Genomic DNA, 23,189 nt, shown 5'->3' with positions numbered 1-23,189 from the left:
AAGGCAAGGCGGCCACGCTGCTCATGCCAGCGCTCCCATTGAACTAAAAGGGCGCTGACTGCGGGGCCGGTAGTGCAGCTCGGCCACATGTCGACCCGCCGCGTCGCGGTCAAATTGAACGACGACGTCGATGACCGTGTGCAGCAGGCCGTGGATCTCGGGCAGGCTCAAGCCACCGCCGGCGCTGCTCTCGCGGATCATCAGCGCCATCTGCGACAGCGCCAGCGCGCAGCTGCCGGCGTGTACGCTGGTGACGCTGCCGGGATGGCCGGAGGCGGCCAGGCGCACGAAGGAAAAGCACTCTTCGCCCCGCACTTCGGCCAGGAACAGACGATCGGGTTTCATGCGCAAGCTGGCTTCGAGCAGCGTGCGCGCGGTGACCGTGCTGCCGGGTATGTTGCGGCTGTAGTAGAGGTGCACCACGTTCGGGTGGTGCTCTAGCCCCAGCTCGGCGGTGTCCTCGATGGTGATCAGGCGCTCATGGGTCGGCACCTCTTCGATGAGGGCCTTCATGAAGGTGGTCTTGCCCGAGCCGGTGCGGCCGCTGACAACGATGGTCTGCCGTGACCGCACCGCCAGGCGCAGGAACTCCAGGTAGCGACCCGCCGATCGCAGGCTCATCAGCTCTTGCTCCAGCGGCGAGATGCGGTCGTCGATGCCGCCTGGGGCGATGCGGTCGAACAGACCCTCATGGTGCAGCTGGTCCAGCCGCTTGGTGACGGCCGATGGCTTGCGCACGGTGATGGAAACGGTGCCGCGCGGCACCGCCGGCGGGATGACGATCTGCACTCGCTCGCCGGTCGGCAAGGTGGCCGCCATCAGGGGCCGCTCGGCGTGGATCTGCTGGTCGCAGAAGGTGGCCACCGCGGTGGCGAGCGCCAGGCAGCGGTCGAAGGTCATGGCCGGTGCTTCCACCGTCTGCCAGCCGTGCAGCGTCTCGACCAGCAGCTCGCCGGGCCGGTTGGCGCAGACCTCCAGCACGCCGGGCGCGTCCAAGGCCATCCGCAAAGGCTGCAGGAAGTTGATCACCGAGGTGGCGTCGCCACACCAGGCGCCCGCCACCGGGATGTCGGAAGCGCGATCGGTGGCCAGAAGGGCGGTGTTCATCGCGCCTCCGGCTGAAGGGTGTAGACGCTCGAGAAGTCGACATCCCGCGCGACGTAGATGCCCACCAGGCCACCCTGGTGCTGGGTGATCAAGGGCGGGATGTTGATCGTGCTGTCCAGCACCTTCTCCGCCAGCTTGCTGGCGTTGCCGCTGCTCGAGCGCAGCACGATCACGTCGCCATCGTCGCCCTGGGTCTGGTTCTGCACCACGATCTTGACCGCGTCGTCGATCAAGGACACGAGCATCCCCGCGCCGATGCGTTCGGGCCAGCGGTTGTCGACGTAGCCCTCGAGGCCCGACTCGCCCAGTGGGCCGGTGGCGGGTGAGTCCAGGTCCACGACCACACCCAAGGGCGTGCGCACACGGGTCCAGATCACCGGAATGCGGGTCGTGCCCGGCCGCACGGTGGTGACCCGGTACTCGCCGTCCAGGTGGCTGCCACGTTCGATGAGCAGTACGCGCCCGTCCTCGCTGAAAACGTTGCGCTGCACCTGGCAGCCCACCAGGCCGGCGTTGGCGCTGATCACCTTGGTCTTGAGCGCGCAGGTGAAGGCGGTGCCCTTGGGCAGGGTCAGGCTGCGGTCGCGCAGGGTGGTCGCGGTGACGGTGGGGGTGGCGGACGTCGGCAGGGCGCCGCCGAGCAGGCCTGCAGCGCCGCGGGTCGCGGTGCGCGGGGCTTGAGGTGGCGTCGGCGTGGCCAGCAGGGCGTTGTCGGCGGCGCCAGTGCGGCCGTTGTCGGCGCCGGTGGCGAGTTGCGTGCCCCGTTCAAGGTTCTGCAGCAGGCCCTGCAACTGGCGCTGGTAGGCGTCCAGCCGCTCACGGGTGGCCGCCAAGGCGTCCGACGGGCCCGCGGGGGCTGCACTTCCCGGCAGCGCGATGGCACCGGGCCGGCTCGACACGAGCAGGATCGGCGCGTCTTCGGGGCGCGTAGGGACAGGGCCCGCAGGTGTTGGCGTGCCGTTGCGCCGCAGGGGGATGGGTTCGGCCAATTCGGCTGCGGGATCCAGGGCGGGGATGCGCGGTGCAGGCGGAGCCGCGATGGGCGCCGACGCCACCACCGCTGAGGCCGGCGTTGCCTCGGACAGATCCAGGCGACGGGGCGGGGCGGTGGCGGTCGTCGGCTGCTGGGCGGCCAGCGGCGCCGCTGGGGCGCGGGCCGTGCCGAAGCCACTGAGCACCCGGTGGGTTGTCATGCCGATGCCCACAGCGACTGTGACCACAAACAATCCCACTGCCAGCACCGCCTTGCGAGACACCTGCCAGGTCCGCGGTGCGGCGACATGCGGGATGCCGGCTTCACCGGGCAACGGGTGGAGGGTGTTTGGCTGCGGGTGCGGCGCGGGGTTCTTGGCGTCGTCACCCGGGGCGCCGCTGTCATCCGGATCCAGGCGTTCCAGCGTCAGTTCGGGGTCAGTCATTGTTGTCTCCTGCAGAAACAGCCGGGCGTTCAGGCGACTGAAGGCGCCGGATGACGCCTCGCACCGTCATGCCGCCGGTGGGCGGGGCGCCATCCAAGTCGAAGGCGTCGTTCCAGACGGCCACCACCGCCTGACCGGCGCGCAGCGTCAACCGGCGTGCGACGCGGTCGACGACCAGCAGGTCGTCCTCCATGCGGGCGTTGACCAAGGTCTCCGAGCCGTCCCCCAGCACTTGGAACACCGCGGGGACTTCGCGGTTGCCGGCAAATCGCAGGTAGGTGAAGCGGCCGTCGTCGAAGACCAACGAAGGCAGGATGTCCTGCGATTGCGCGCCTTCGGCGATCGAGTAGGCGCTGTTGCGCACCAACGGCTTGGCCTGCAGGCGCTCGGCAAGCAAGGTGGCTGGATCGGCGGCCGGCAGGAGCGGACTGGCGAGGGTCCGCGCGCCGTTGAGAGTGGGGCTGGCCGCCGCCGGCTCAAGCCGCGGCGTGGCCATCGGCAAGGGTGCGCGGACGGTCAGCCGATAGACCGGGCTCTGTCGTGCCGCGTCCTCCACGAGCACCAGCCGGAAGGTGTGCACCCGGCGGTCGGTGATCACGGCCAGCGTGTTGGGCGCCTGCGCGCTGCTCTTGGGCTTGACGAACACGTGACGACCACCCGGCTGGGCGGTGATGCACCAGGCCGCTTCCGGCTTGCTGCAGTCGCTGCCGAGACCGGCCCCGACCTCGGTGATCGCCTCATCGGCGTCCAGCGCGATCAGCGTCAGCACACCGCGCTGAACAGGCACCGTGACCACCGCTTGCGGGTCGTAGAAGATGTCGCGCAGGCGCGGGTCCGGCGCGGCATGGCTGGCCTGCGCGGCGCACAGCGCAAGGAGAAGGGCGAGGGCGATGTCGAGGAGGCCGTGGCGCTTCATGGCTTTGCCCCGGTTGTCGGCCCGTTGAGCTCGGGATCCGAGCGGTAGGCCGTGACAACAAAGCCGAACGGGTTTTCCAGCCGGTCGCGTTCGTTGGCCAGCACCTTGGGCTGGTACTCGAACACGACGCTGGCCACGTGGCGGCTGGTGACTTCCGGGGTCTGGCGGTCGCTGCGGCGGCTGACTTTGTCGTAGGTGACCGTGGCGTCGCCGCGGTTGCCACGCCGGCCGGCGGGCGACAGGCGCACGCCGATCACCTGGATGCGCCACTCTTCCGTCGCCGCCAGCTTTCTATGCAGCGCCGCCTCGCCCTCGAACTGCCGGTTGTAGTCGGCGAACACCGCGGGCACCGCCATGCGGGCGACCTGGTCGAAGTCGCGCTGCAGGTACATCCAGCTGTAGCCTTCACGCGCCCGCACAAAGGTCGCGAGGTTGTGCTTGTCCAGGGCGTCGAGGGCCGGGATGGTCTCTTCGGCCAGGCGCTGCTGGATGGTGGTTTCGCCGGTCACGCGGTCGACGACGATGGGGATCTCGACCACCCGGCGCAGGGGTCCCTGCACGAAGACGGCGGCGATGCCAAGCAAACCCAGCAGCCCCCCGGCCATGGCGACTCGCCAAGCGCGACGCTCCGACCGCTCCAGCATCAGCGCGCGGTCGAGTTCCCAGCTTCGGTTGTGCGCGAAGACCTCGTCTTCGCCGGGCAGCGTGTCGGCCGGCGATGGCAGCGCAGCAGGGGTGTCCGGGGCCGAGGGGCCGTGATTTGGCCATGCGGCGGCGACGCCTGGGGTCAGGACGGTGCTCATGGGGGGCTCGCGGTCAGTGCAGGTAGTCGGCGATGCGGCCGGTGCGGCTGAGCATCTCGTACTGGCGCTCACGCTCACGGGAGCGGGCGATGCGCTCTTCGCTGTCGGCCAGGCCTTGCAGCATCTGCAGCTGCGACATCTCGTGCGCGAGCAGGGCGTTTTCGGCGCCGATGCGGGCCTGGATCTCCTGCACCGATTTCTGGTCGGTGGTGGCGTTGATCTGGCTCATCAGCGACTGGATCTGGCCGAGGCGCCCGGCGGCCGAGCGCATGGCGTCCTGCAGCAGGCCTTTGTGCTGGTAGGGCTGGGCGAGGGAGGACTGGCACGCCAGGCGAGCGTCCCCGCTGCGATCGGCGCAGTTGTAGACCATGCCGACGTCGCGCAGCGCCTTGGCGGTGGCGCTCAGGCCCGAATAGCCGGACACGTTAACGGCGTTGACGAGGTTGTAGGCCTTCGGGGGCACGTAGTTCTGCAGCAGCGGGTTGTTGAAGACGTTGCCCAGGCCGCGCACGCCGTTGAGGCTGGCGATCTGCGTTTGCAGTTGGGTGATCTGCTGCACCTGGTTCTGCAGGCTGGTGATGTCGTTGGCGACCTGCTGGATCGTCTGCGACAGGTTCGCTGCATCGATGACCGGGATGCCTTGGGCCAAGCTGGCGTGAGGCAGACCACCGCCGCCCACCAAGGCGACGAGCGCCCATCGAGAAACGAGACGAAGCAGGATGGACATGGTGATCTCCTTGCGGATCGAGAGCTCAGGACAGGCCGCGCAGGGCGGCGCGGCGGTAGGCCGGCGTGCGTGGAGAGCTGGCGCCGGCGCCGGCCCCGGGGGTGCTAAGCGCGCGTGCTGCGCCGAGCAGGCCAGCGCCCGCGCGGACCGTGCCGCCTTGCGCGGCACCGGCCGGGGCGCTGCGCGACGACGAGATGGAGCGCAGGCCGGCGATCATCATGGCGTTTTGCACCATCTGCAGGCCTTGCTGGACCGGCGCACCGCCGGTGAGGGCCGCAGCCAAGCCCGGGGCCTGGAAGCAGATGATGGCCATGAGCACCATCACGACGCAGTACTTGAGGCTTTCGGCGACGACGTTGAAGGTGGCGCCCTGAAAGCCACCCTGATCGCGGACGGCTTGGACAACTGCATCGCCGACGTAGACGCTTAGCCCCAGAGCGAAGAACGTGAACCAAGTCAGAACAGCCGTGTTCAAAACCATCGATAGCCAGCTGTCGAAGAACCTGGCAGTTGGTCGCCACGCCAAGGAGAGAACGAACAGTGGGCCGACGGCGATGACGAACGCGAGCAGCAATTTCGATAAGGTCACGACAAACAGGGCGACGCAGAGGAAGACCGCATTTCCAATCGCGACCACCGCAGAAGCGAACAACAGGTCTAGCCGTAGCCAGCTGGCGTCTTTCATGATCTCGACAACGAGCTCGATCGCTCGGGTCGCGAAATCGTCGAGCAGGGCGTATGGGGTTGCGGCGGTTGAGGCGTTGACCGCAGCGGGAAGAAACAGGGCCGACACACCGTTCGCTAGTCCGTTGGCCACGTCGGCAATCGTCTGAACGTACAGGCCAGCCTGGAGTGCGAGTGCAAGGATAAGACCGTGCTTGAAGCACTGCCAGACAAAGGCGGGGAGCGCCTCAGGCGCTTGTCCTCGCAGCACTGCCCATCCGTAGAGCCCAATCCAGAGCGTCAGTGCACTCAGCGCAATCGGTCCAAGTGCAGCCATCAATCCTGTAACCGAGGCGAGCACATAGCCGTTGAGCACGGTGTCTAGCTGGTTGCCTATCCAAATGAACATGGCTCGTTCCCTTTATTGGACCGCGCTGTATGGCAGTGCCTTCGTACTTACGCACTTGCTGCGTAGGTCTGGGCGCTGGCACTGCAGCCATTCGCCACGAACTTTTACGATCCAAAGTCGGCTTGCCTTCTCTTTGCCATACGTCGATGGTCGACAGGTCGACGGCCTCGCGTAGATCTCGGTGCAGTCACGAAGGCCCTCTTTCGTCTCCACCATTCGCCATCCGCTGCCTGCGCAAGACAGACGCGATGCAGGGCATGGCGGCGGCATGGAGCCGGGTGGTAAGGGCGGGGTCTCAACCCTTCGCCCACCGTCGGCTCTGATCTGAACAGCCTCGTTGCCGACGACGAACTGGGCCCTAGCGGCGCCACCGTGGAAAAGGAAGGTTGCCGCTGTGATCAGCAAGGGAATGTTGTTCATACGAGCCTCCGAACGATGCGGGACCTTCGATCGTGAACCTCCCGCAGAAGCGCGGGAAGCCATCGAAACGGATCGTCACCATGGCGTTCTCGCAGCTGATCGAGCAGCGCCAGGTTTTCGGTGGTCGCTGACAAGACGGTGACGAAGTCCTCCATCCCGCTGAGGTCGAGCTCGCAGATCGCGCTGGTGGCGCCTTGCTTGACGAGGAAGCGCCGACCGCCGTGCCGTCCCAGCTTGCGCACGAGGTCGAACTCCGCTTCGCTGAGCCCAAAGCCGTCCACATACTCCTCGCGCACCGCATCGGTGTTGGCCAGGAAGATCTTGGTCACGCTCTGCTCGACCATCGTGCGGCCGATCGGGTGCTGGAGCACGTCCGACGGGCTCTGCGTGTCGAACAGGCCCAGTCCGTTGTGCTTGCGGATGGTCTTTTGCTGCTGCTTGGCGAAGTCGCTGAAGACCTCGTGGTCGAGCGCCTTCCAGAATTCGGAGATCACGTAGATCAGCCGCTCTCCGGTGATGCGCTCCTGCATGGCCTGCAGCAGCACCATCATCACCGGCGTGCGCACCTCGGGCAGCTCCAGGAAGTCCGTGGTGTCAAAGCCCAGGATCGGCGCGTCGTTCAGCGCCTGCAGCTGGTCGTCCGCTTCGTCAAACACCCAGCCCAGTGCGCCGCCGGCACACCAGCGTCCCAGCCGGTCGTACAGGCTGTTGGACCCCGCCTTGGGCAGGTTCTGGCGCACCGTCGACAGCCGCCGCAGCGCCGCCGGCATGCTGGCCACGGCCTTGACGGCCTCGGCGATCGCCCGCTCGTCGGCCGGCAGCAGGGGCAGGGTGGGGGTCTCCAGGCAAGTGCGCACCAGCTGGGCCCAGGCCTGCAGCCGTGCCGGGGTCGGCGGGTGCTGCAGCGGATTGAGCCCGGTCGGCTGCCCCGCCTGCAGCCGCAGGTAACGCCCACCGAGCGCCCGGATGGCGATCTCGCAGCCGCGGTCCAGGTCGAAGAGCACCAGCCGGGGGGCCGGAGTCCACTTGCGCGTCAGCACCAGCAGGAACATCTCCAGCGTCGTCTTGCCGACACCGGTCGAGCCGATGATCAAGGTGTTGCCCGGCAGCGCCTGGTCGGTGCTGTCCTGGCCCGGCGGGCTGCTGTGGAAGTTGAAGTAGAACGGCTGCCCGGACGGCGTTCCCAGCAAGGCGAGCGCTTCGCCCCACGGGTTGCCGTCGCGCTTACCGCGCGCGAAGTTGTGCCCGCTGGCCAGGGCCGCAAAGGCCCGCGACGACAGCTTGGCCTCCCGGGGCCGCCACTGCCAGTTGCCCGGCCACTGCGCAAACCAGGCGGCATCGGCCACCAGGTCCACCGGCGCCATCTGCAGGCTGGAGGACTCGCCGACCGCACCGATGGCCTGCGCTGCGCGGCGCCCGGCGTCGGCGACGTCGTCGCCGAAAACGACCAGGCTGTAGTGGTACTCACCCATGCAGAATTGGCCGTCCCCCAGATCGTTCAGCGCGGCGTCCATACCCGCCACCTGGGTGGCGATCCCATCGTCACTGGCGATCAGCTGGTCGCGCTGCAAGGTGAGCGCGCGGATCGCTTCGCGCCGCGGCAGGATCGAGAAGCTCTGGGTCTCAATGAACTCGCTGGCCTCGTAGAGCAAGGCGTTGAGCACCCCCGGTTCCACCGCGTCGGCGTACTCCTTGATGTCCACCAGCGCCGCGTAGCGGCAGGTGTCGCCCTGCCGCAGCTCCAGCTTGTCGCCGCCAAAGGACAGCCGGGTCGTGGGCAAGGTGCGGTACAGCGGTCCGGCGGCCAGCGGCACCGGCCGCCAACAGCCGTTGACCAGGTAGCCGAGGAACTCGGCCACCTCGGAGTACAGCCTCCCGCGGTGCTCGCGGCTGCCGATCAACTGGGGCCCGAAGCGGCGCAGCACCCGGTCGACCAGGGCGGTGCGCTCGGTCATCTCCACCAGCGCCTCCGCCTGCAGCCGGGCGATGCCGTCGCGGGTGCGCTGCGTTGACTGCAAGGCCCGGCCGGCCCGGGACACGGTGGGCCGGTAGACCAAGGTCAGGTAGAGCTCGTGGCTCATCATCCGTCGCTCACCCAGGCGGGCCTGATAGGCCCGCGACAGGTCCTGCGCAAACCCCGGCACTGCGGGATCGCTCAGCTGGTCCGCCACCCTCCGGTGCAGCCGGTGTGTCCAGACGGCCCAATGGCCACCGGCGAGGTTGCGCAGCAGGCTGCACAGGGCCTCGTGGCGCTCGGCGATGTCGGGCTCGTCGGCGCACTCAAAGGGCACGCCTTCCAGGCGCCAGACCCGCAGGTAGTCGCCCCCGCGCGTGACCACGTCGTTGGGCGTCAGCACCGAGGAGAAGGGGATGAAGCGCGACAGCGGGTTCTCGTGCTGTGCCTGATGCCAGCACCGAGGGTGCAGGAGGTGGGAGGCCGGCCGGCGCCCAGGACGGCGCGGCGTGGCAGGCGCCTGACGTTCAGCGGCGGTAAACATCGCTGGCTCCGCGGTAGAGGGTGGGCGCATAGCTGCGCGACTGCCAGAAGCGCCGGTTGTGGTGCGTCCAACGCAGCTTGGCCGCGAGATACGCCTGCCAGAAGCGCTGGTCATCCTGGGCGGTGACCAGGCGCATGCTGATGAGGGCAGGGACCCAGGCCACCAGCACCCCCAGCGCGATCCAGCCGCTGACCAGGAGACCGCCCCACAGCATCAGCAGGAAGCCGGTGCCCAGCACCAGCACCAACGGCACCAGCGGGATGCCCAGCTTCATCGCCGGTCGGGTGGCACCCTTGTAGATGACCTCGGCCTGCACGGCGCGCCCCTGTCAGTTGACGATGAAGGCGGCGAAGGCGCCGGCGCCGCCCACCAGCGTGCCGCCGATGAGCACGTTGGCAACGTCGGTGAGTCGGGCGCCCTGGAAGATCATCTTGAAGCCGGCCCAGATGATCGCGATGGTCACGACAGCGACAGAGATCGTCACCAGGATGGTGTTGACGTTGATGACGGTCGTGTTGACCTTGTCGAAACCTTGCGCGCGGGCGGCCGAGGCCAGCCAGGGTGTGACGGCCCAGGCGGCCGTGCGGGTCAGGGACAGTAAGCGGCTCATGGTTGCTCCTTCGAGGGGACAGGGAACACAGGGCGCACCGCCAAGACGGCGGCGCGGACACGTTGCACGTAGCCGTGCTGGAAACCGGTGGCGAAGTTGCCGCTGTAGTAGCAGGAGAGGACGCGTTGCAGGGACGCCTGGTCGGGCGGCACAGGACCAGGGCCCGCTCTGGTCTGGCACTCCAGCAGCACCGTCTGCATCGCGGCCAGGTTGTGGCAGGGGTCGAAGGCGGTGGTGGCGGTCAGGGCCAAGCGGTCCCAGTTGCGAACGTTTATCTGGGCCAGGCCGACGCTGAAGTTCCAGCCCGCAGCTCGCAGCGCTTGCGCGGTCGCGAAGGCTTCGGCCGCGCTGCGCGGCTGGCGCACCAAGGCGCCGCCGACCACGCCAATGGCCCAGGGGTTGAAGGCGCTCTCGGTGTGGATGAGGGCGGAAGCCGTCACCGCGTGGACCTCCGGGGCGCAGGTCAGCAGCAGGGGAGCGAGCCAGGTGGGTGCCATGGCCGTCTCACGGTGCGGTGGGGTCCGGGGCGACCGGCGGCTGGCTGGCGAGCCAAGCGGCGTAGTCGTCTTCGAAACGGTGGTCCCAAGCGCCCAGTTGCGCCTTGGCGGTGGGGCTGAACTCGGTGACGGCTTCGCCGTCCATCCGCCACCACGTGCGGGCAAAGGGCTCACCGTGGATCGACACCGACACCGCGCCTGCGTAGTCGCAGTGGTACTGCGTGCTGCTCTCGGTGTCGCTGCTGGTGACGTACTGCGGTGGGCAGAAGTCTGGCGCGCTGGCCCAGCGGTGAGTGGCGCTGTTGCCGGCACCGGCCATCGCACAGGTCGGGAAGGGTCGGCCCAGTGCGAGGTCGCGGAACAGCTCACGGATGGGTGGCACGCACTGGGGAATGGCGCGCCAGCTGGGGGCGGCCAGGCAGAGGAGCACCAGGCAGCCGTCAGACGCATCCGCGATGGTTGCCTGGCTTGCGAGCGTGACACACAGCGCTGCTTTATTAGCAAAGGATGAGAGCCTGTTCACAGCAGCCTTGTCGATCGGTTGACGTTGATACAAGGCTAGGAGGTGCTTCGCCTCAGTCGTGGGCTGGATACGGCGTAGTTCCAGCGCCTAGTCCACTGAATCAGAAAAATTGGTGGTGTCGACGGTTCGGGTTGTCGTACTTCCACTTGATCGGCTTGGGGCTCTTGTTGTGCTCGCGGATGTAGCGCATGAGCTTCTTGTCCAGGTCCTTGACGGAGGTGAAGATGCCCCGGCTGATGACGTCGCGCTGGATGCGGGAGAACCAGTTCTCAACTTGGTTGAGCCAGGACGAATAGGTCGGCGTGAAGTGGATCTGGACGTTGCCGTGCTTGGCCAGGAAGGCTTGAACCAGCTCAGTCTTGTGGCTGCTGACGTTGTCGCAGATGACATGGATCTCGCGGCCTTGGGGTTGGCTGGCGACCACGTCGCCCAGGAAGCCGACGAACTGCTCGCTCGTGTGGCGCGGCGCGGTCATGCCCAGCACCTCGCCAGTGGCGGTGTTCAGCGCGGCGAACAGGCTCAAGGTTCCGTTGCGCTTGTATTCGAAGCCATGGCTCTCGGCCCGGCCAGGAGCCAACGGCAGCATCCGGTCTTTGCGGTCGAGGGCCTGGATGGCCGTCTTCTCGTCGACGCAGAACACGGCAGCGTGCGCAGGCGGGTTGAGGTACAGCCCGATCACGTCAGCGGCCTTGGCTTCGAAGTCCGGATCGTTGGAAACAAGGTGCCGTTCCAGGCGGTGCGGCTGAAGGCCGTGCTTGCGCCAGATGCGCTGCACGGCGGAGAACGAGACATCGCCCAGCTCGGCCGCCAGCTTGCGGCTGCTCCAGTGCGTGGAGCCGTCCTTGGGTTTGTGCTTCAGGGTCTTGTTCAGCACCCGGGCTTCCAGCTTGGCCACTGGCCTTACGGGAGCGCGACCAGGGTGCAGCGATACCAGCCCGGCCAGCCCCTGAAGCTCGAAGGCCTTTGTCCAGCGCGTGACGAAGGCATCGTTGCAGGCCAGCTTGGCTCGGATGTCCACCCGGCGCTCGCCATCAGCCCACAGCAGCACGCAGCGCGCCCGCCGAGCCAGCGCCGCGCTACCACTGCGCTTGCGGATCACCGCCTCCAGATCCGCGCGATCGTCGTCCGTCAATGTCATCCTGTGCATGTCCTTCAAGATGAAGCATACACAGCCGATTTCAAGGATTCAGTGGACTAGGGAGATCGAGAAGGCGATCTCCTGAAGAAGTTCCGAGTTGGCCAAAACGCCCATAGCGCTCTCTTACGAATTGCGGATGGGGCGCTTCGGGCCTCGGTGCGCTGCGGTTACGGAGCAGTTGGTGCGCATACGACCGTAAGGCTGAGCGGCCTACAGCGCGTACACCGTGTAAACATTCAAGGCGTTGAGCACCGTAGCTGATGTTCGCCAGGCTTGCTTCAGAGGCGCGGTAGCGACAATGCACCTAAGCTGACAGGCAGCGCGGTCCCGCTGGCCTGTCATCGATGTACCCGTACGCCACAGCAATGCGAAGGGCCTCGCGCCTTGTCTTCGTCCGCAGCTTGGCGCAAATCCGCTGGAAGCGACAGTCAATCGCGTCCGGCGCCAAACCAAGTGTCTTCGCAATCTGCTTACTGGACAGACCCTCCAGCTCAGCGCATAGCAGCGCGACTTCGTCCGATGTCAGATGGCTCCTGGACTTGAGCTCGTCGGCCACCGAAGATGAATGCCAAAGATTGACCATCATCGCGATACCAGTTGCCTGCGCCAACTTCATCGTGTCGATCGACTCAAAATACCCTTGTTGAGCTGATCCAAGAACAAGGGCCGCAGTGCGCTCAAGCCGTCGGGGAGGTGGCATGGGAATGATGAGAGAAGACCTGAACCCTAGCGTGGAAACAAGGGACTGGAAGACCGTGTGTTGCGGTAACCGTATACATAGCTTGCTGCCAACGGTCGGCCAAAGTGAGGCTCGTGCATGCTCGAGCCATGGGCAATCGAAGGCTTCGCTTAGACCGTCAAGCACACGGGAAAGCTCGGCACATCGTGCTAGAACAGCCCGACGGGCCCCGTGCGCGGGTTCCTCCCGAGCGACGCTGATGAAGCATGCGCAGTCGCACCCGGTAATGTGGATCGCTTGCTCCATCAACTCAAACACGATGAGCGGGGGGATTCCGGCAGGATGCTGCCAAGATAGCGCCCCAGCACACGGGAACGCATTCAGCCGCAGATGTTCCATCGCTCCCAGCTTGCTGTCACTGGTGTCCATGCGCCTCGAACATGTCCGCTACCCTTCTCACAAGCTGACTCATGAGAAGGGGATGTTTGAAGCGCATCGGCTCCGACTCACACCAAGCTTTGAACTCTTCTGCATGGAAGAACAGCACCGCAACGCTGGACTTGGGGCCAGCGTCTGAGCACTCCACCCGCTGGACCTCCACCGTCTGGCCACGTTGCACAGGCGTAATTACGATGGATCCATCTTCGCTTGATAACGATTCCGCGGTCGCTTGCAGGCAGCTTGCGCGGTCGATGCGGTGCCATGCGCGTCGGCATGCGTGACATCTCGGAGGGCGAGAGCTGCGCCGTAGCCCGTTCGTCGTTCTTGCGACGTCGGGTGGTCGATTCGCTTGGTTGGTGTGCCGCGCCATAGCTATGTCTCCGATGGCTGTCGCCAAACAGTGCCGGTGGTTTTCGGCATGGTGACGGATGCAGCACATGTTGCGCGGAGCAGCCCATCGGTACAACCTGTCAAATTTGACAGGAGCAATGTTTGTGAGTCGACGAGCGGTAGGCCACGTGGTGGCAGGCGTCGTCAGCAAACCAGCAAGGCGCGCGAAGTGGTTTATTCCCGGATCTCTGCGGTGTTTGAATGTGCGGATAGCACCCTGTTGAATAGGGTCATTTGCTGTGCCGGAAAGGCCTATAGAGAGTCGTGCCAGTGCAAACAAACCTGCGCAGGTTTGCATTGACGTACTTCGGTTATTGTCGTTGCCCTTGCTTAAGCCAAAGGGGTGAGCTATAGCTGAGGTGGTCAGCCAGCACCCACGTACGTTGCTACGACATGATTAAGATAATTGTCATCAAGGATCAAGTCACCCGCACCGCAATGAAGCGTGTTCTGCACTGCGTCGACGCGGCAGCTTGGCCTCTAATCGCTCTCGGGGCAGCAAATGCGCTTAACGGAGCATCTATACCGATGCTCGCGAGCATTGTGTTGCTCAGTTGGATGATGGCAAGAATTTGGCGTGCAGCGAAAGATTGCAATTACAGTCCGACAACTTGGTTGGTTTGTCGAGCGCTAGGGTTTGTTCTCTTGCTTTGTGTGGCGGTGTTGTTGGTTCGCTCAGTCTCGCTATGATGTATTCGACGGCCTGCGACCTGACTGAGGATGAGTGCTCAACCGAGAATGCCGAATTTTATCGCTTTGACAACCGCTTGATGCTTGGAATTGCAGTTGAGCTTATGCATTGCATTTTTCATGTGCTCAGTTGCGGTTCGTTCAGAAATTCCCAGGATATGGGCCGTTTCCCAAGCGGTTTTTCCTTCCATCGTCCAAAGCAGTGCTTCACGTTCGCGATGCGTGAGGCACGGGCGTGTGGACGTTGAATTTGCGTGCGCAAGTGCGATGATGGCTTCTTGAGCATAGACAGCGAACAACTGCATCTCGGCAATCAGCCTGTTCGCGTCTGTAGTTCGGATGGGGATGTCCGTATCGAGTCCTAAGACAAAATGGATGGCATGGGGCAGGTGACTGGCCGTCGCTATCCCAAATCGGTATCCGAACAACGCTTGGGCTTCCCACAGCTCAGCACATCCCGCTTCGACATATGTCTGCTGGTTCCACAGTATGGGAACGCTTCGGCGCCTCAGGTGTTGCAATACGGGATCGCGGCGGGCATCGGTCTGGTTGTAATATGCCTCTTCGTAGGCAGTCGGGTTGTTGTCAATGCTCATGTAGTGGAAGCCACCATCACCACTGGGTGTCACTGTCACGGCACTTACTGTACGGAACCCCAGAGACGCGGCGAACTCCAACACCGCGCGCCGAAGGTCCGCGACCGTGGACGCCGCCAGAGCCGCTTCACAGTGTCGGTTTGCCATCTCGGTCTCCTGCGGCCTTGTTTTCGAGATGTACAGGCGCTTCGGTCTTCTTTGGGCCTAAGCATGCGGGCGCTCCGCACTTTGTGACAAGCTTGTTGGTCGCTGATCTTCAAGCGAGGATGTAATTGCCTCTGCGTCCCGGTTCGAAGAGGCACCGAGGATGCCTTTCAAAGTCTCGACTGTTATGAGCAGCGCTTGAACGCGTCTCTCACTTTCAGCCGCACGGTCCTCGAGTGCTCTCAAAGTTGCATGCGAGCTAGCGAGCTTTGCCTCGAGTTCTTCCTTTTGCCCGAGCCAAACATGTGTCTGTTCAGAGAGTTTCCGTCGCTCTGATTCCAGCGAAGCGTGTGCTTCAACCAACGCAGCGTCCCAGAGATCACCGAGGAGCTCGCGGCTGCGACTTACCAGTTGTTCGGGCGGCATCTCGCGCCGTACATCACAGTGCGCCACCAACTGTTTCGCTTTCCAAGTTCGCAGGACCGGAGCGATGGTGGAAAAGCTGCCCCCCTTGGTGCTGGTCCACTCAGCAAGGAGCGAGCGGACTGATCCATTGGTGATGGAAGTTCCCTGGGCTGCAAGCTGGTTTACCGCTCGCCACACAAGCTCTTCCGTGATCGTTGGGCTCATGCTCATAAAGCACCTCGTGAGATTGCTCATGAAGTCCGATCGGTAGTCAACGTAGGTGATGCCTCGGCGACCTGGATACGGGGTTTCCATGACAAACGCAACGGGATGTCAGCGACCACTTACTGCGCTTGAAACACGTGCCGGCGTCGCGATGTCTCTGGCGTTGCCTGGCTTGAACCTCGTCGGCTTCGCCGCGTGCAGGTCTGGCCGCGAGAAGACCCGGCACGATGCGGGTCTGCGTCGCACCTGCGTGGGCCATTTTGAACGTCGCGGGCGCATGACCTCGCCCGACAACATCAAGCGCTTGGCCGGCGGACTTGGCATACCCTCGGGCGAGCTCTTGCGCCCACAAGGCGCCCGCCGAGTTGGGTCCGCTCAGTCCAACGCGGATCCATGACCCTCTTCTCAACCGAATGCACCGGCCTGACCCCCAGCGGCCGGCGCCGATGCCGGACGAGCGGGCCGTGGTGCCGCTTCAAGTTCGGCTTTCGTTGCGTGGCTCCGGGAAACCGCCGAAGAGGCCGCGGCGGCCCTGGTGCCGCCCAATGTCGATGTCGATGACGCGGGGCCCGATGGCGACGCGCCGGCAGCGCCAATGGAGCTCCTTGCAGCAGGATCTGCTGTGAGAGGCCGTCGCTAAGATCAAGCAGTTTCGGCTCAGCCTTCCGCCAAGCCGGTGTTTAGGACAAGGGGAAAGGCATGTGGGGCTTCTTATCCGTCGCACTTGATCTGGCGGCCGAGGTATTCGCAGAGCGGGGCAAGCGCGCTCTGGCGATTATCTCCTTCGTCGGCGCGCTGGTATGTACAGTTATCTTTATGATGTAGCCGTCGCCAAGCCGTCGCGGGCAGCGCTGAAGGCGTTGCAGCATAAGGATCTGCTTTAAGCCGCTGGTGGCCCACCCTCGTCGTCCTGGCCAGGTTGGGCGCGCCGCCGGGCGGCTTGCTTCGCATCTCTCTCCATTGCCGTCTCGGCCGCTTCCGCTTGGGCCGCCTGCAGGTCCTGGAAGGCGTCAGCCTCAGCGATGCGCCTGGCGTGATGCCAGCGCCCCACGATCAGGCCGACCAAGCCGCCAGGCAGCCCACCAGAAAGAACGTCCACCACGCCCGGTTGTAGCGATGGTCCCTCTGCGCGCGGAAGTTCCGCCGCTCGTTCGGCGTCACCGGTGCCTCACTGCTTGCCGCTGAAGTCGGCTGTGTTCTCTTTCGCGTGGTACGGCGTCCTGAGCGCCTGTTTTGCTTGCAGAGAGCACAGCATCGCAGCCTGACCGATGGGCGCCATCGCATACATAAGCCAGTCGGGCATCCAGTCCGTGAGCCAAAAAATCGGCGCCGCGACTACAACCACTGCGAGCAGAGCGCTCTGCAGCCTTCGCCATCGTCTTACCTCCGCTAGTTGGCTGGGCGTCGGATCGAGCTGGATTTCCGTCGGACGCGCAGCTTCAACGAAGTTTCCCCACTTCATGACGTTCCCTCATGGCCAATCAGCCTGAGCAAGAGAATACCCGCAGGTGTTACCGGTGCCTCACTCGGTGGCGATCGGCGCCAGGAACAGGGCGTGAGTGTCAGGGCGTACCAGGGAAGACCTGGCATCAGCCACGCGCTGCGGGAAGCCGGCCGCGTCGCGCTCGTAGACCTCGCGCAGCTTGGGCACCCAAGGCGCGCAGATCGCGGTGGGGCTGTCGAAAACAGGCAGCACCGGCGTGGGCAGCTCGGCGATGGCCAGCGATCTGCAAGACGCGGCAGATCGACTCGACCCCGAACTCCTGGCGATGCCGGTCGACAGGCCTTCAGGAGTTGAGGCGGAGATTGAGCTCCGTCTGGGCGAAGAACGCGCTGGCCAGCTTCAGGATCTCGTTGGCCTTGCGAAGCTCTCGTACTTCGCGTTCGAGCTCCTTCACACGCCCGGCCTCGCTGGTCGTCACGCCTTTGCGCACGCCGGCATCGACTTGAGCGACATCCCGCCCGAAGTCGTCTACGGCAGACAGAGCGACGTCGCTCCCGTCACATGGCCAGCAGCGTCAGGCCTTGACCATCGAACCACAGCAGCTTGACGATGTCGCTTCTTCGGCGCTCAGTTAGCGCTCAGCGGGGGACTTTTGGGGGACTTGAACGTTGTGGACAGGTCATCACAGTGCAAGGCGAAAGATGGAACGGACGGCAGGTTGTATAAGAATCAAGGACTTACGCTCGCTGGACAAGCTACGAACCAAGGGGTCGTGGGTTCGAATCCTGCCAGCCGCACCAGAACACTGTTCTGATCAAACGGGTCAGCTCCAAAAGAGCTGACCCGTTTTTCTTTGTGCGCCCGATGAAGGCGCTGAACGGCCGCGATGCGGCCCGCGAGCACGACAGGCGCATCGGTGGCCGCATGCAGTGCCATTTGCTTGTCGACGCAGGCCCGATGCGATTCGGGCCTGTCGCCGCCATCACCTCACCGACCCAGCGCGTCGGCCACCGCCGTCGCCAGCGTGGTGGTGGGCCGGCCGATCAGGCCCGAGAGCACGCTGTGGTCGCGACGGAGCACGCCTTTGGCCACACCGCGGGCGTCGATCTGGGCCAGCATGTCGGCCACCGGTGGCGGCAGACCGACCGACGCCAGGAACTCGGCATATGCGGCCTCCGGCAGATCGCGGTATGCGAAGGCGACGCCGCTTTGCCGTGCAGTCTCGGCCGCCAGTTCTGCCAGCGTGTGGGCGCTGTCGCCGGCCAGTTCATGCGTCAGTCCGTCGTGGCCCGTCTGGGTCAGCACGGCCGCGGCTGCGTCGGCATAGTCCTGGCGCGAAGCCCAGGAGATGCCTGCGTCGCCCGCACTGCCGACCATGCCGCCATGGCTCAGCGCCAGTGGCAGGCCGGCGGTGTGGTTCTCCCAGTACCAGCCGTTGCGCAGGATGGTGAAGGCCAGCCCGCAAGCCCGTATCCAGCGTTCGGTGGCCAGGTGGTCTTCGGCGAAGGGAATGCCCCAGCGCTCAGCGTGCAGCAGGCTGGTGTAGACGATGCGCCGCACACCGGCGCGCTGCGCGGCCCGGATCACGTGGTCATGCTCGGCCTGGCGGGTGCCGATCGAGCTGGAAGAGATCAGCAGCAGGGTGTCCAGCCCGGTGAAGGCCGTTTCCAGCGTCGCGCGGTCACCGTAGTTGCCCTGTCGCACGCCAATGCCCAGGCTCGCGGCCTTGGCGGGGTCGCGCACGATGGCGACGAGGTCTTCGGGCGCACACCGCTGGCGCAGGCTGGCGACGACCTTGCGGCCGAGTTGGCCGGTGGCGCCGGTGATACCGATCTTGGACATGATGTCGAACTCCTGAAGAAGAAAGTTGGGCGGGCGCACGCGCGCTCAGACCGCGCCGCCGCCCAATGACTTGTAGAGCGTGATGCCGTTGCTGGCCTGGTCGAGGCGCACGTCGATCAGCCCCTGGCGGGCGCTGTCGTAGGTGCGTTGCGCATCCAGCACCTGCAGCCAGCTGTCCAGCCCGCGCGCCTGGCGGGCGCGGGCCAGTTCCAGCGCACTGCCGCTGGCTTCCACCAACGCCTGCTGCGCGGCCAGCCGTTCGCCCACCGAGGCGCGCACGGCCAGCGCATCGGCCACCTCGCGAAAGGCCGTCTGGATGGCCTGCTCGTAGCGGGCCACGGCGATGTCGCGCGCGGTGGTGGCCACCGTGAGGTTGGCGCGGTTGGCGCCACCATCGAAGATGGGCAGCGACACCTGGGGCACAAAGCTCCAGCTGCCCTGGCCGCCCTTGAACAGCCTGCCCAGGTCGGCACTCGCGCTGCCGGCCGTCGCAGTGAGCGAGATGCTCGGGTAGAAGGCGGCGCGGGCCACGCCGATGTTGGCGGTGGCGGCCTTGAGCGACCGCTCGCTCTGCAGCAAGTCGGGCCGGCGCAGCAGCAGCTCCGACGGCAGACCGGCCGGCACATCGGGCACACCGGGGTCGGCGTCCGGGGCCAGCGCCGCAGGGGCCAGCGCATCCGGCACCTCGGTGCCGACGAGCAGCGCCAGCGCCTGCCGATCCTGGGCCACCGTGGCGCGCAGCGTGGCCGCCTGGCCGCGGGCCGTCTCGGCGCTGGTCTGCTGTTGCCGCAGCGTCAGCATCGAATCGGCGCCGGCGGCCACGCGCCGTTGCGTGAGCGTCACCGTCTCGGCGTAGCTCTTGTAGGTGTCTTGTGCCAGTTGCAGCCGCTGCAGGTCGGCGGCCCAGGTGAAGTAGGCCTGCGCCACTTCGGCGACGACGGTGATCTGCGTGGCGCGCCGTGCTTCTTCGGTGGCCAGGAACTGCTGCAGCGCCTGCTCCGACAGGTTCTTGGTGCGGCCGAAGAAGTCCAGCTCGAAGGCCGTGGTGCCCAGCGTGGCGCTGTAGCTGTGGCTCACCACCGAGCGGCCGGTGGCCGACAGGTCGGCCGGCGTGCGGGCCTGCGTGCCGCTGCCGGCGGCCTGCAGCGTGGGCAGGCGGGCGGCGTCCTGTACGCGGTACTGGGCCCGCGCCTGCTCGATGTTGAGGACGGCGATGCGCAGGTCGCGGTTGTGCGCCAGCGCCAGCTCGATCAGGCGCTGCAGCCGCTCATCGCTGAACTGGCTGCGCCAGGGCCGTTCGGCGGCGGCGCCGGGGCCGGCTTCGGCGCTGCTGCCTGCCTGCGGGAAGGCGGTGGGCACCGGGGCGGCCGGGCGTTGATAGTCGGGCGCCAGGTTGGCGCAGGCGGTCAGCAGGGCGGCCGCGGCCACCGTGCCCAGTCGAAACAGAAGGGGAGTCATGCGGGTTGCTCCATGGCGGGCTGCGCGGGTGTGGCGGCATGGCCGCGGCCGAACAGCCGGTGCACGAGAACGAAGAACAGCGGAACGAAGACGATGGCCAGCAAGGTGCCGCTGACCATGCCGCCCACCACCGCCGTGCCCAGCGCGTTCTGCGCGCCCGCACCGGCGCCGGTGGCCAGCATCAGCGGCAGCACGCCCAGCACGAAGGCCAGCGAGGTCATCACGATGGGGCGCAGCCGCAGGCGGGCGGCTTCCATCGCCGCGTCCACCGCGCTGTGGCCCTGTTCGACCAGCGCCTTGGCGAATTCCACGATCAGGATCGCGTTCTTGGACGACAGACCGATGGTGGCCAGCAGGCCGACCTGGAAGTACACGTCGTTCATCTTCCAGGTGAGCAGGGCGCCCACCAGCGCGCCCAGCAGGCCCAGCGGCACCACCAGCAGCACGGCCACCGGCACGCTCCAGCTTTCATACAGCGCGGCCAGGCAGAGGAACACCACGAGGATGGAGACCGCGTACAACATGCCCGCGCGGCCGCCGGCCTCGCGCTCCTGGCGCGACACGCCGGTCCATTCGAAGCCGATGCCCTTGGGCAGCTCGGCCACATGGCGCTCCACCAGGTCCAGGGCCTGGCTGCTGGACATCTGCCCCGGCATCGCCATGCCCAGGATCTCCATGGCCGGCACGCCGTTGAAGCGCTCCAGCCGCGGGCTGCCCTGGGTCCAGCGCGCGGTGGCGAAGGCGCTGAAGGGCACCATGGTGCCGCTGGCATTGCGCACCTGCCAGCGTTCCAGGTCGCTGGGCAGCATGCGGTGGCTGGCGTCGCCCTGCAGCATCACCTTCTTCACGCGGCCGTTGTCCATGAAGTCGTTGATGTAGCGGCCGCCCCAGGCGATGGCCAGCGTGTCGTTGACGTCGGCTGCGCTCAGGCCCAGCGTGCCCAGCTTGTGTTCGTCGATCTCCAGCTGGTATTCGGGCGTGTCCTCCATGCCGTTGGGGCGCACGGCCACCAGGCCCTGTTCCTTCATCAGCGCGCCCAGCAGCTGGTTGCGCGCGGCGGTCAGTGCCTCATGGCCCAGGTTGGCGCGGTCCTGCAGCATCAGGTCGAAGCCAGTGGCATTGCCCAGCTCGGCCACCGCGGGCGGCGCCACCGTGAACACGGTGGCGTCCTTGATGGACGACAGCGCGGCGATGGCGCGGTTGGCGATCTTGGCCACGCTCTGGTCCTTGCCCGGGCGCTGCGGCCAGGGCTTGAGCTTGATGAAGCCCATGCCCATGTTCTGGCCCGAGCCGGCGAAGCTGAAGCCCGAGACGGTGAAGATGGAGTCCACCGAGTCCTTCTCGGTCTCGAGGAAGTAGGTCTCCACCTGCTTCATCACCTGCACGGTGCGCGCCTGCGCCGCGCCCGGCGGCAGCTGCACCAGCACGAAGGCATAGCCCTGGTCTTCATCGGGCAGGAAGCCGGCGGGCATCTTGCTGAACACCAGGCCGGCGGCGGCCACCAGCACCGCGTACACCAGCATCGACAGCTTGCTGCGCGCCAGCACGCCACGCACCAGGCCCTGGTAGCGGCGGGTGCCGCCGGCAAAGCCGCGGTTGAAGGCGCCGAAGAAGCCACGCTCCTTGGCATGGCCGTTGGCCGGCTTGAGCAAGGTGGCGCACAGCGCGGGCGTCAGGATCATCGCCACCAGCACCGACAGCGTCATCGCCGCGACGATGGTCACGGTGAACTGGCGGTAGATCACGCCGCTGGAGCCGCCGAAGAAGGCCATCGGCACGAACACCGCGGCCAGCACCAGCGCCACGCCCACCAGCGCACCGCTGATCTGCCCCATCGACTTGCGCGTGGCTTCGCGGGGCGACAGCCCTTCCTCGTGCATCACCCGCTCGACGTTCTCGACCACCACGATGGCGTCGTCCACCAGCAGGCCGATGGCCAGCACCATGGCCAGCATGGTCAGCGTGTTGATCGAGTAGCCGAAGGCGGCCATCACACCGAAGGTGCCCAGCAGCACCACCGGCACCGCGAGGGTCGGAATCAGCGTGGCGCGGATGTTCTGCAGGAACAGCAGCATCACCAGGAACACCAGACCCACGGCTTCCACCAGCGTCTTGACCACTTCCTCGATGGAGATGCGCACGAAGGGCGTGGTGTCGTAGGGCTTGACCGCCTTCATGCCCGGCGGGAAGAACTGCTGCAGCCGGTCGATCTCGGCATCGATCGCGCGGATGGTGTCCAGTGCGTTTTCGCCGGTGCCCAGCTTGACCGCCAGGCCGGCCGCGGGCTTGCCGTTGTAGCGTGCGTTCCAGACGTAGTTCTCGTTGCCCAGCTCGATGCGGGCCACGTCGCGCAGACGCACCGCACCGCCATCGGTCTGGGCGCGCACCAGGATGTTCTCGAATTCCTCGGCCGTCTTGAGCCGCGTGCGCGCCGTGATGGCCGCATTGAGTTGCTGGCCGGCCACCGCAGGCAGCCCGCCCAGCTGACCGGCCGAGACCTGCAGGTTCTGCGCCTGCAGGGCGGCGCTGACGTCCAGCGGCGTGAGCTTCAGGCCGGTCAGGCGCTCGGCATCCAGCCAGATGCGCATCGCCCGCTGCGAGCCGAACAGCTGCGTTTCGCCCACGCCCTTGACGCGGGACATCGGGTCCTGCACGTTGCTGGCCACGTAGTCGGACAGCGCGCCGGCGTCCATGCGGCCGTCTTCGGACACGAAGGCGATGACGGCGAGGAAATTGGTGGCCGACTTGGCCACCTGCACGCCCTGCTGCTGCACTTCCTGCGGCAGCAGCGGCGTGGCCAGCGCCAGCTTGTTCTGCACCTGCACCTGGGCGGTGTCGGGGTTGGTGCCCGTCTCGAAGGTCAGGGTGATGGTGACCTGGCCGGTCGAATCGCTGACCGCCTGCATGTACTGCAGCCGGTCCAGGCCTTTCATCTTCTGTTCGATCACCTGGGTGACGGTGTCTTCCACCGTCTTGGCCGATGCGCCCGGGTAGGTGGCGGTGATGCTGACGGCCGGCGGCGCGATGGCCGGGTACTGCGCGATGGGCAGCCCGTGGATCGCGAACAGGCCGGCCAGCATGGTGACCACGGCCAGCACCCACGCGAAGACCGGGCGCTCGATGAAATAGCGTGCCATGTGCCAGCT

19 protein-coding genes, 1 pseudogene and 1 other annotated feature are annotated in these 23,189 nt (G+C 66.1%); all 20 genes and pseudogenes read right to left on the bottom strand.

Going from position 1 to position 23,189, the window contains the following annotated elements; translation table 11 throughout:
- Nucleotides 1-21: 21 nt before the first annotated feature.
- Nucleotides 22-1,107, bottom strand: coding sequence for a P-type DNA transfer ATPase VirB11 (gene virB11, locus MW290_RS03125; protein WP_250195863.1), 1,086 nt, complete (start codon nt 1,105-1,107; stop codon nt 22-24).
- Nucleotides 1,104-2,525, bottom strand: a complete 1,422-nt coding sequence (virB10, locus tag MW290_RS03120) for a type IV secretion system protein VirB10 (RefSeq protein ID WP_250195862.1) — start codon at nt 2,523-2,525, stop codon at nt 1,104-1,106. The genes virB11 and virB10 overlap by 4 nt, the downstream gene beginning before the upstream one ends.
- The gene (locus MW290_RS03115) at nt 2,518-3,441 is read right to left on the bottom strand and encodes a TrbG/VirB9 family P-type conjugative transfer protein (protein ID WP_250195861.1); all 924 of its coding nucleotides are present in this window, start codon (nt 3,439-3,441) and stop codon (nt 2,518-2,520) included. The genes virB10 and MW290_RS03115 overlap by 8 nt, the downstream gene beginning before the upstream one ends.
- On the bottom strand, nt 3,438-4,244 hold the full coding sequence (locus tag MW290_RS03110; RefSeq protein ID WP_250195860.1) for a VirB8 family type IV secretion system protein: 807 nt from the start codon (nt 4,242-4,244) through the stop codon (nt 3,438-3,440). The genes MW290_RS03115 and MW290_RS03110 overlap by 4 nt, the downstream gene beginning before the upstream one ends.
- Before the next feature lie 13 nt (nt 4,245-4,257).
- On the bottom strand, nt 4,258-4,971 hold the full coding sequence (locus MW290_RS03105) for a TrbJ/VirB5 family protein (protein WP_250195859.1): 714 nt from the start codon (nt 4,969-4,971) through the stop codon (nt 4,258-4,260).
- Between the two features lie 25 nt (nt 4,972-4,996).
- Nucleotides 4,997-6,043 carry a TrbL/VirB6 family protein gene (locus MW290_RS03100; protein ID WP_250195858.1) on the bottom strand — a complete coding sequence of 349 codons (1,047 nt, stop codon included), beginning with the start codon at nt 6,041-6,043 and terminating at the stop codon, nt 4,997-4,999.
- 416 nt (nt 6,044-6,459) lie between these two features.
- Entirely contained in the window at nt 6,460-8,961 is a 2,502-nt protein-coding gene (locus tag MW290_RS03095; RefSeq protein ID WP_250195857.1) for a VirB4 family type IV secretion/conjugal transfer ATPase, read from the bottom strand.
- Nucleotides 8,945-9,277 (bottom strand): VirB3 family type IV secretion system protein, encoded by a 333-nt coding sequence (locus MW290_RS03090; protein ID WP_250195856.1) that lies wholly within the window; start codon nt 9,275-9,277, stop codon nt 8,945-8,947. Before MW290_RS03090 ends, MW290_RS03095 begins: the two co-directional genes overlap by 17 nt.
- A 12-nt stretch (nt 9,278-9,289) precedes the next feature.
- Nucleotides 9,290-9,571, bottom strand: coding sequence for a TrbC/VirB2 family protein (locus MW290_RS03085; protein ID WP_250195855.1), 282 nt, complete (start codon nt 9,569-9,571; stop codon nt 9,290-9,292).
- A complete protein-coding gene (locus MW290_RS03080) occupies nt 9,568-10,068 on the bottom strand; it encodes a lytic transglycosylase domain-containing protein (RefSeq protein WP_250195854.1) in 501 nt (166 codons plus the stop codon). The genes MW290_RS03085 and MW290_RS03080 overlap by 4 nt, the downstream gene beginning before the upstream one ends.
- Before the next feature lie 7 nt (nt 10,069-10,075).
- Nucleotides 10,076-10,450 carry a hypothetical protein gene (locus MW290_RS03075; RefSeq protein WP_250195853.1) on the bottom strand — a complete coding sequence of 125 codons (375 nt, stop codon included), beginning with the start codon at nt 10,448-10,450 and terminating at the stop codon, nt 10,076-10,078.
- 241 nt (nt 10,451-10,691) lie between these two features.
- Entirely contained in the window at nt 10,692-11,738 is a 1,047-nt protein-coding gene (locus MW290_RS03070; protein WP_250194186.1) for an IS630 family transposase, read from the bottom strand.
- A 295-nt stretch (nt 11,739-12,033) separates the two neighbouring features.
- Complete coding sequence (locus MW290_RS33225) at nt 12,034-12,312, bottom strand: LuxR C-terminal-related transcriptional regulator (RefSeq protein WP_375142824.1); 279 nt, start codon at nt 12,310-12,312, stop codon at nt 12,034-12,036.
- 1,655 nt (nt 12,313-13,967) lie between these two features.
- Nucleotides 13,968-14,672 (bottom strand): helix-turn-helix transcriptional regulator, encoded by a 705-nt coding sequence (locus MW290_RS03065; RefSeq protein ID WP_250195852.1) that lies wholly within the window; start codon nt 14,670-14,672, stop codon nt 13,968-13,970.
- Nucleotides 14,673-14,729: 57 nt separating this feature from the next.
- Nucleotides 14,730-15,329: a DNA-binding protein gene (locus MW290_RS03060; protein ID WP_250195851.1), complete on the bottom strand. Its 600-nt coding sequence runs from the start codon at nt 15,327-15,329 to the stop codon at nt 14,730-14,732.
- 1,138 nt (nt 15,330-16,467) lie between these two features.
- On the bottom strand, nt 16,468-16,761 hold the full coding sequence (locus MW290_RS03055; RefSeq protein ID WP_250195850.1) for a hypothetical protein: 294 nt from the start codon (nt 16,759-16,761) through the stop codon (nt 16,468-16,470).
- A 247-nt stretch (nt 16,762-17,008) separates the two neighbouring features.
- Nucleotides 17,009-17,248, bottom strand: a pseudogene (locus MW290_RS03050) (IS3 family transposase); the annotation flags it as partial.
- Nucleotides 17,016-17,132, bottom strand: a sequence feature (AL1L pseudoknot). It overlaps the preceding pseudogene by 117 nt.
- Nucleotides 17,249-17,730: 482 nt before the next feature.
- A complete protein-coding gene (locus MW290_RS03045; RefSeq protein WP_250195849.1) occupies nt 17,731-18,585 on the bottom strand; it encodes an SDR family oxidoreductase in 855 nt (284 codons plus the stop codon).
- Between the two features lie 45 nt (nt 18,586-18,630).
- Nucleotides 18,631-20,043 (bottom strand): efflux transporter outer membrane subunit, encoded by a 1,413-nt coding sequence (locus MW290_RS03040; RefSeq protein ID WP_250195848.1) that lies wholly within the window; start codon nt 20,041-20,043, stop codon nt 18,631-18,633.
- Entirely contained in the window at nt 20,040-23,180 is a 3,141-nt protein-coding gene (locus tag MW290_RS03035; protein WP_250195847.1) for an efflux RND transporter permease subunit, read from the bottom strand. Before MW290_RS03035 ends, MW290_RS03040 begins: the two co-directional genes overlap by 4 nt.
- Between the last annotated feature and the right edge of the window lie 9 nt (nt 23,181-23,189).

This window comes from Aquincola tertiaricarbonis (assembly GCF_023573145.1).
Classification (GTDB): domain Bacteria; phylum Pseudomonadota; class Gammaproteobacteria; order Burkholderiales; family Burkholderiaceae_C; genus Aquincola; species Aquincola tertiaricarbonis_B.
This window is presented reverse-complemented; position numbering and strand designations above follow the sequence as displayed.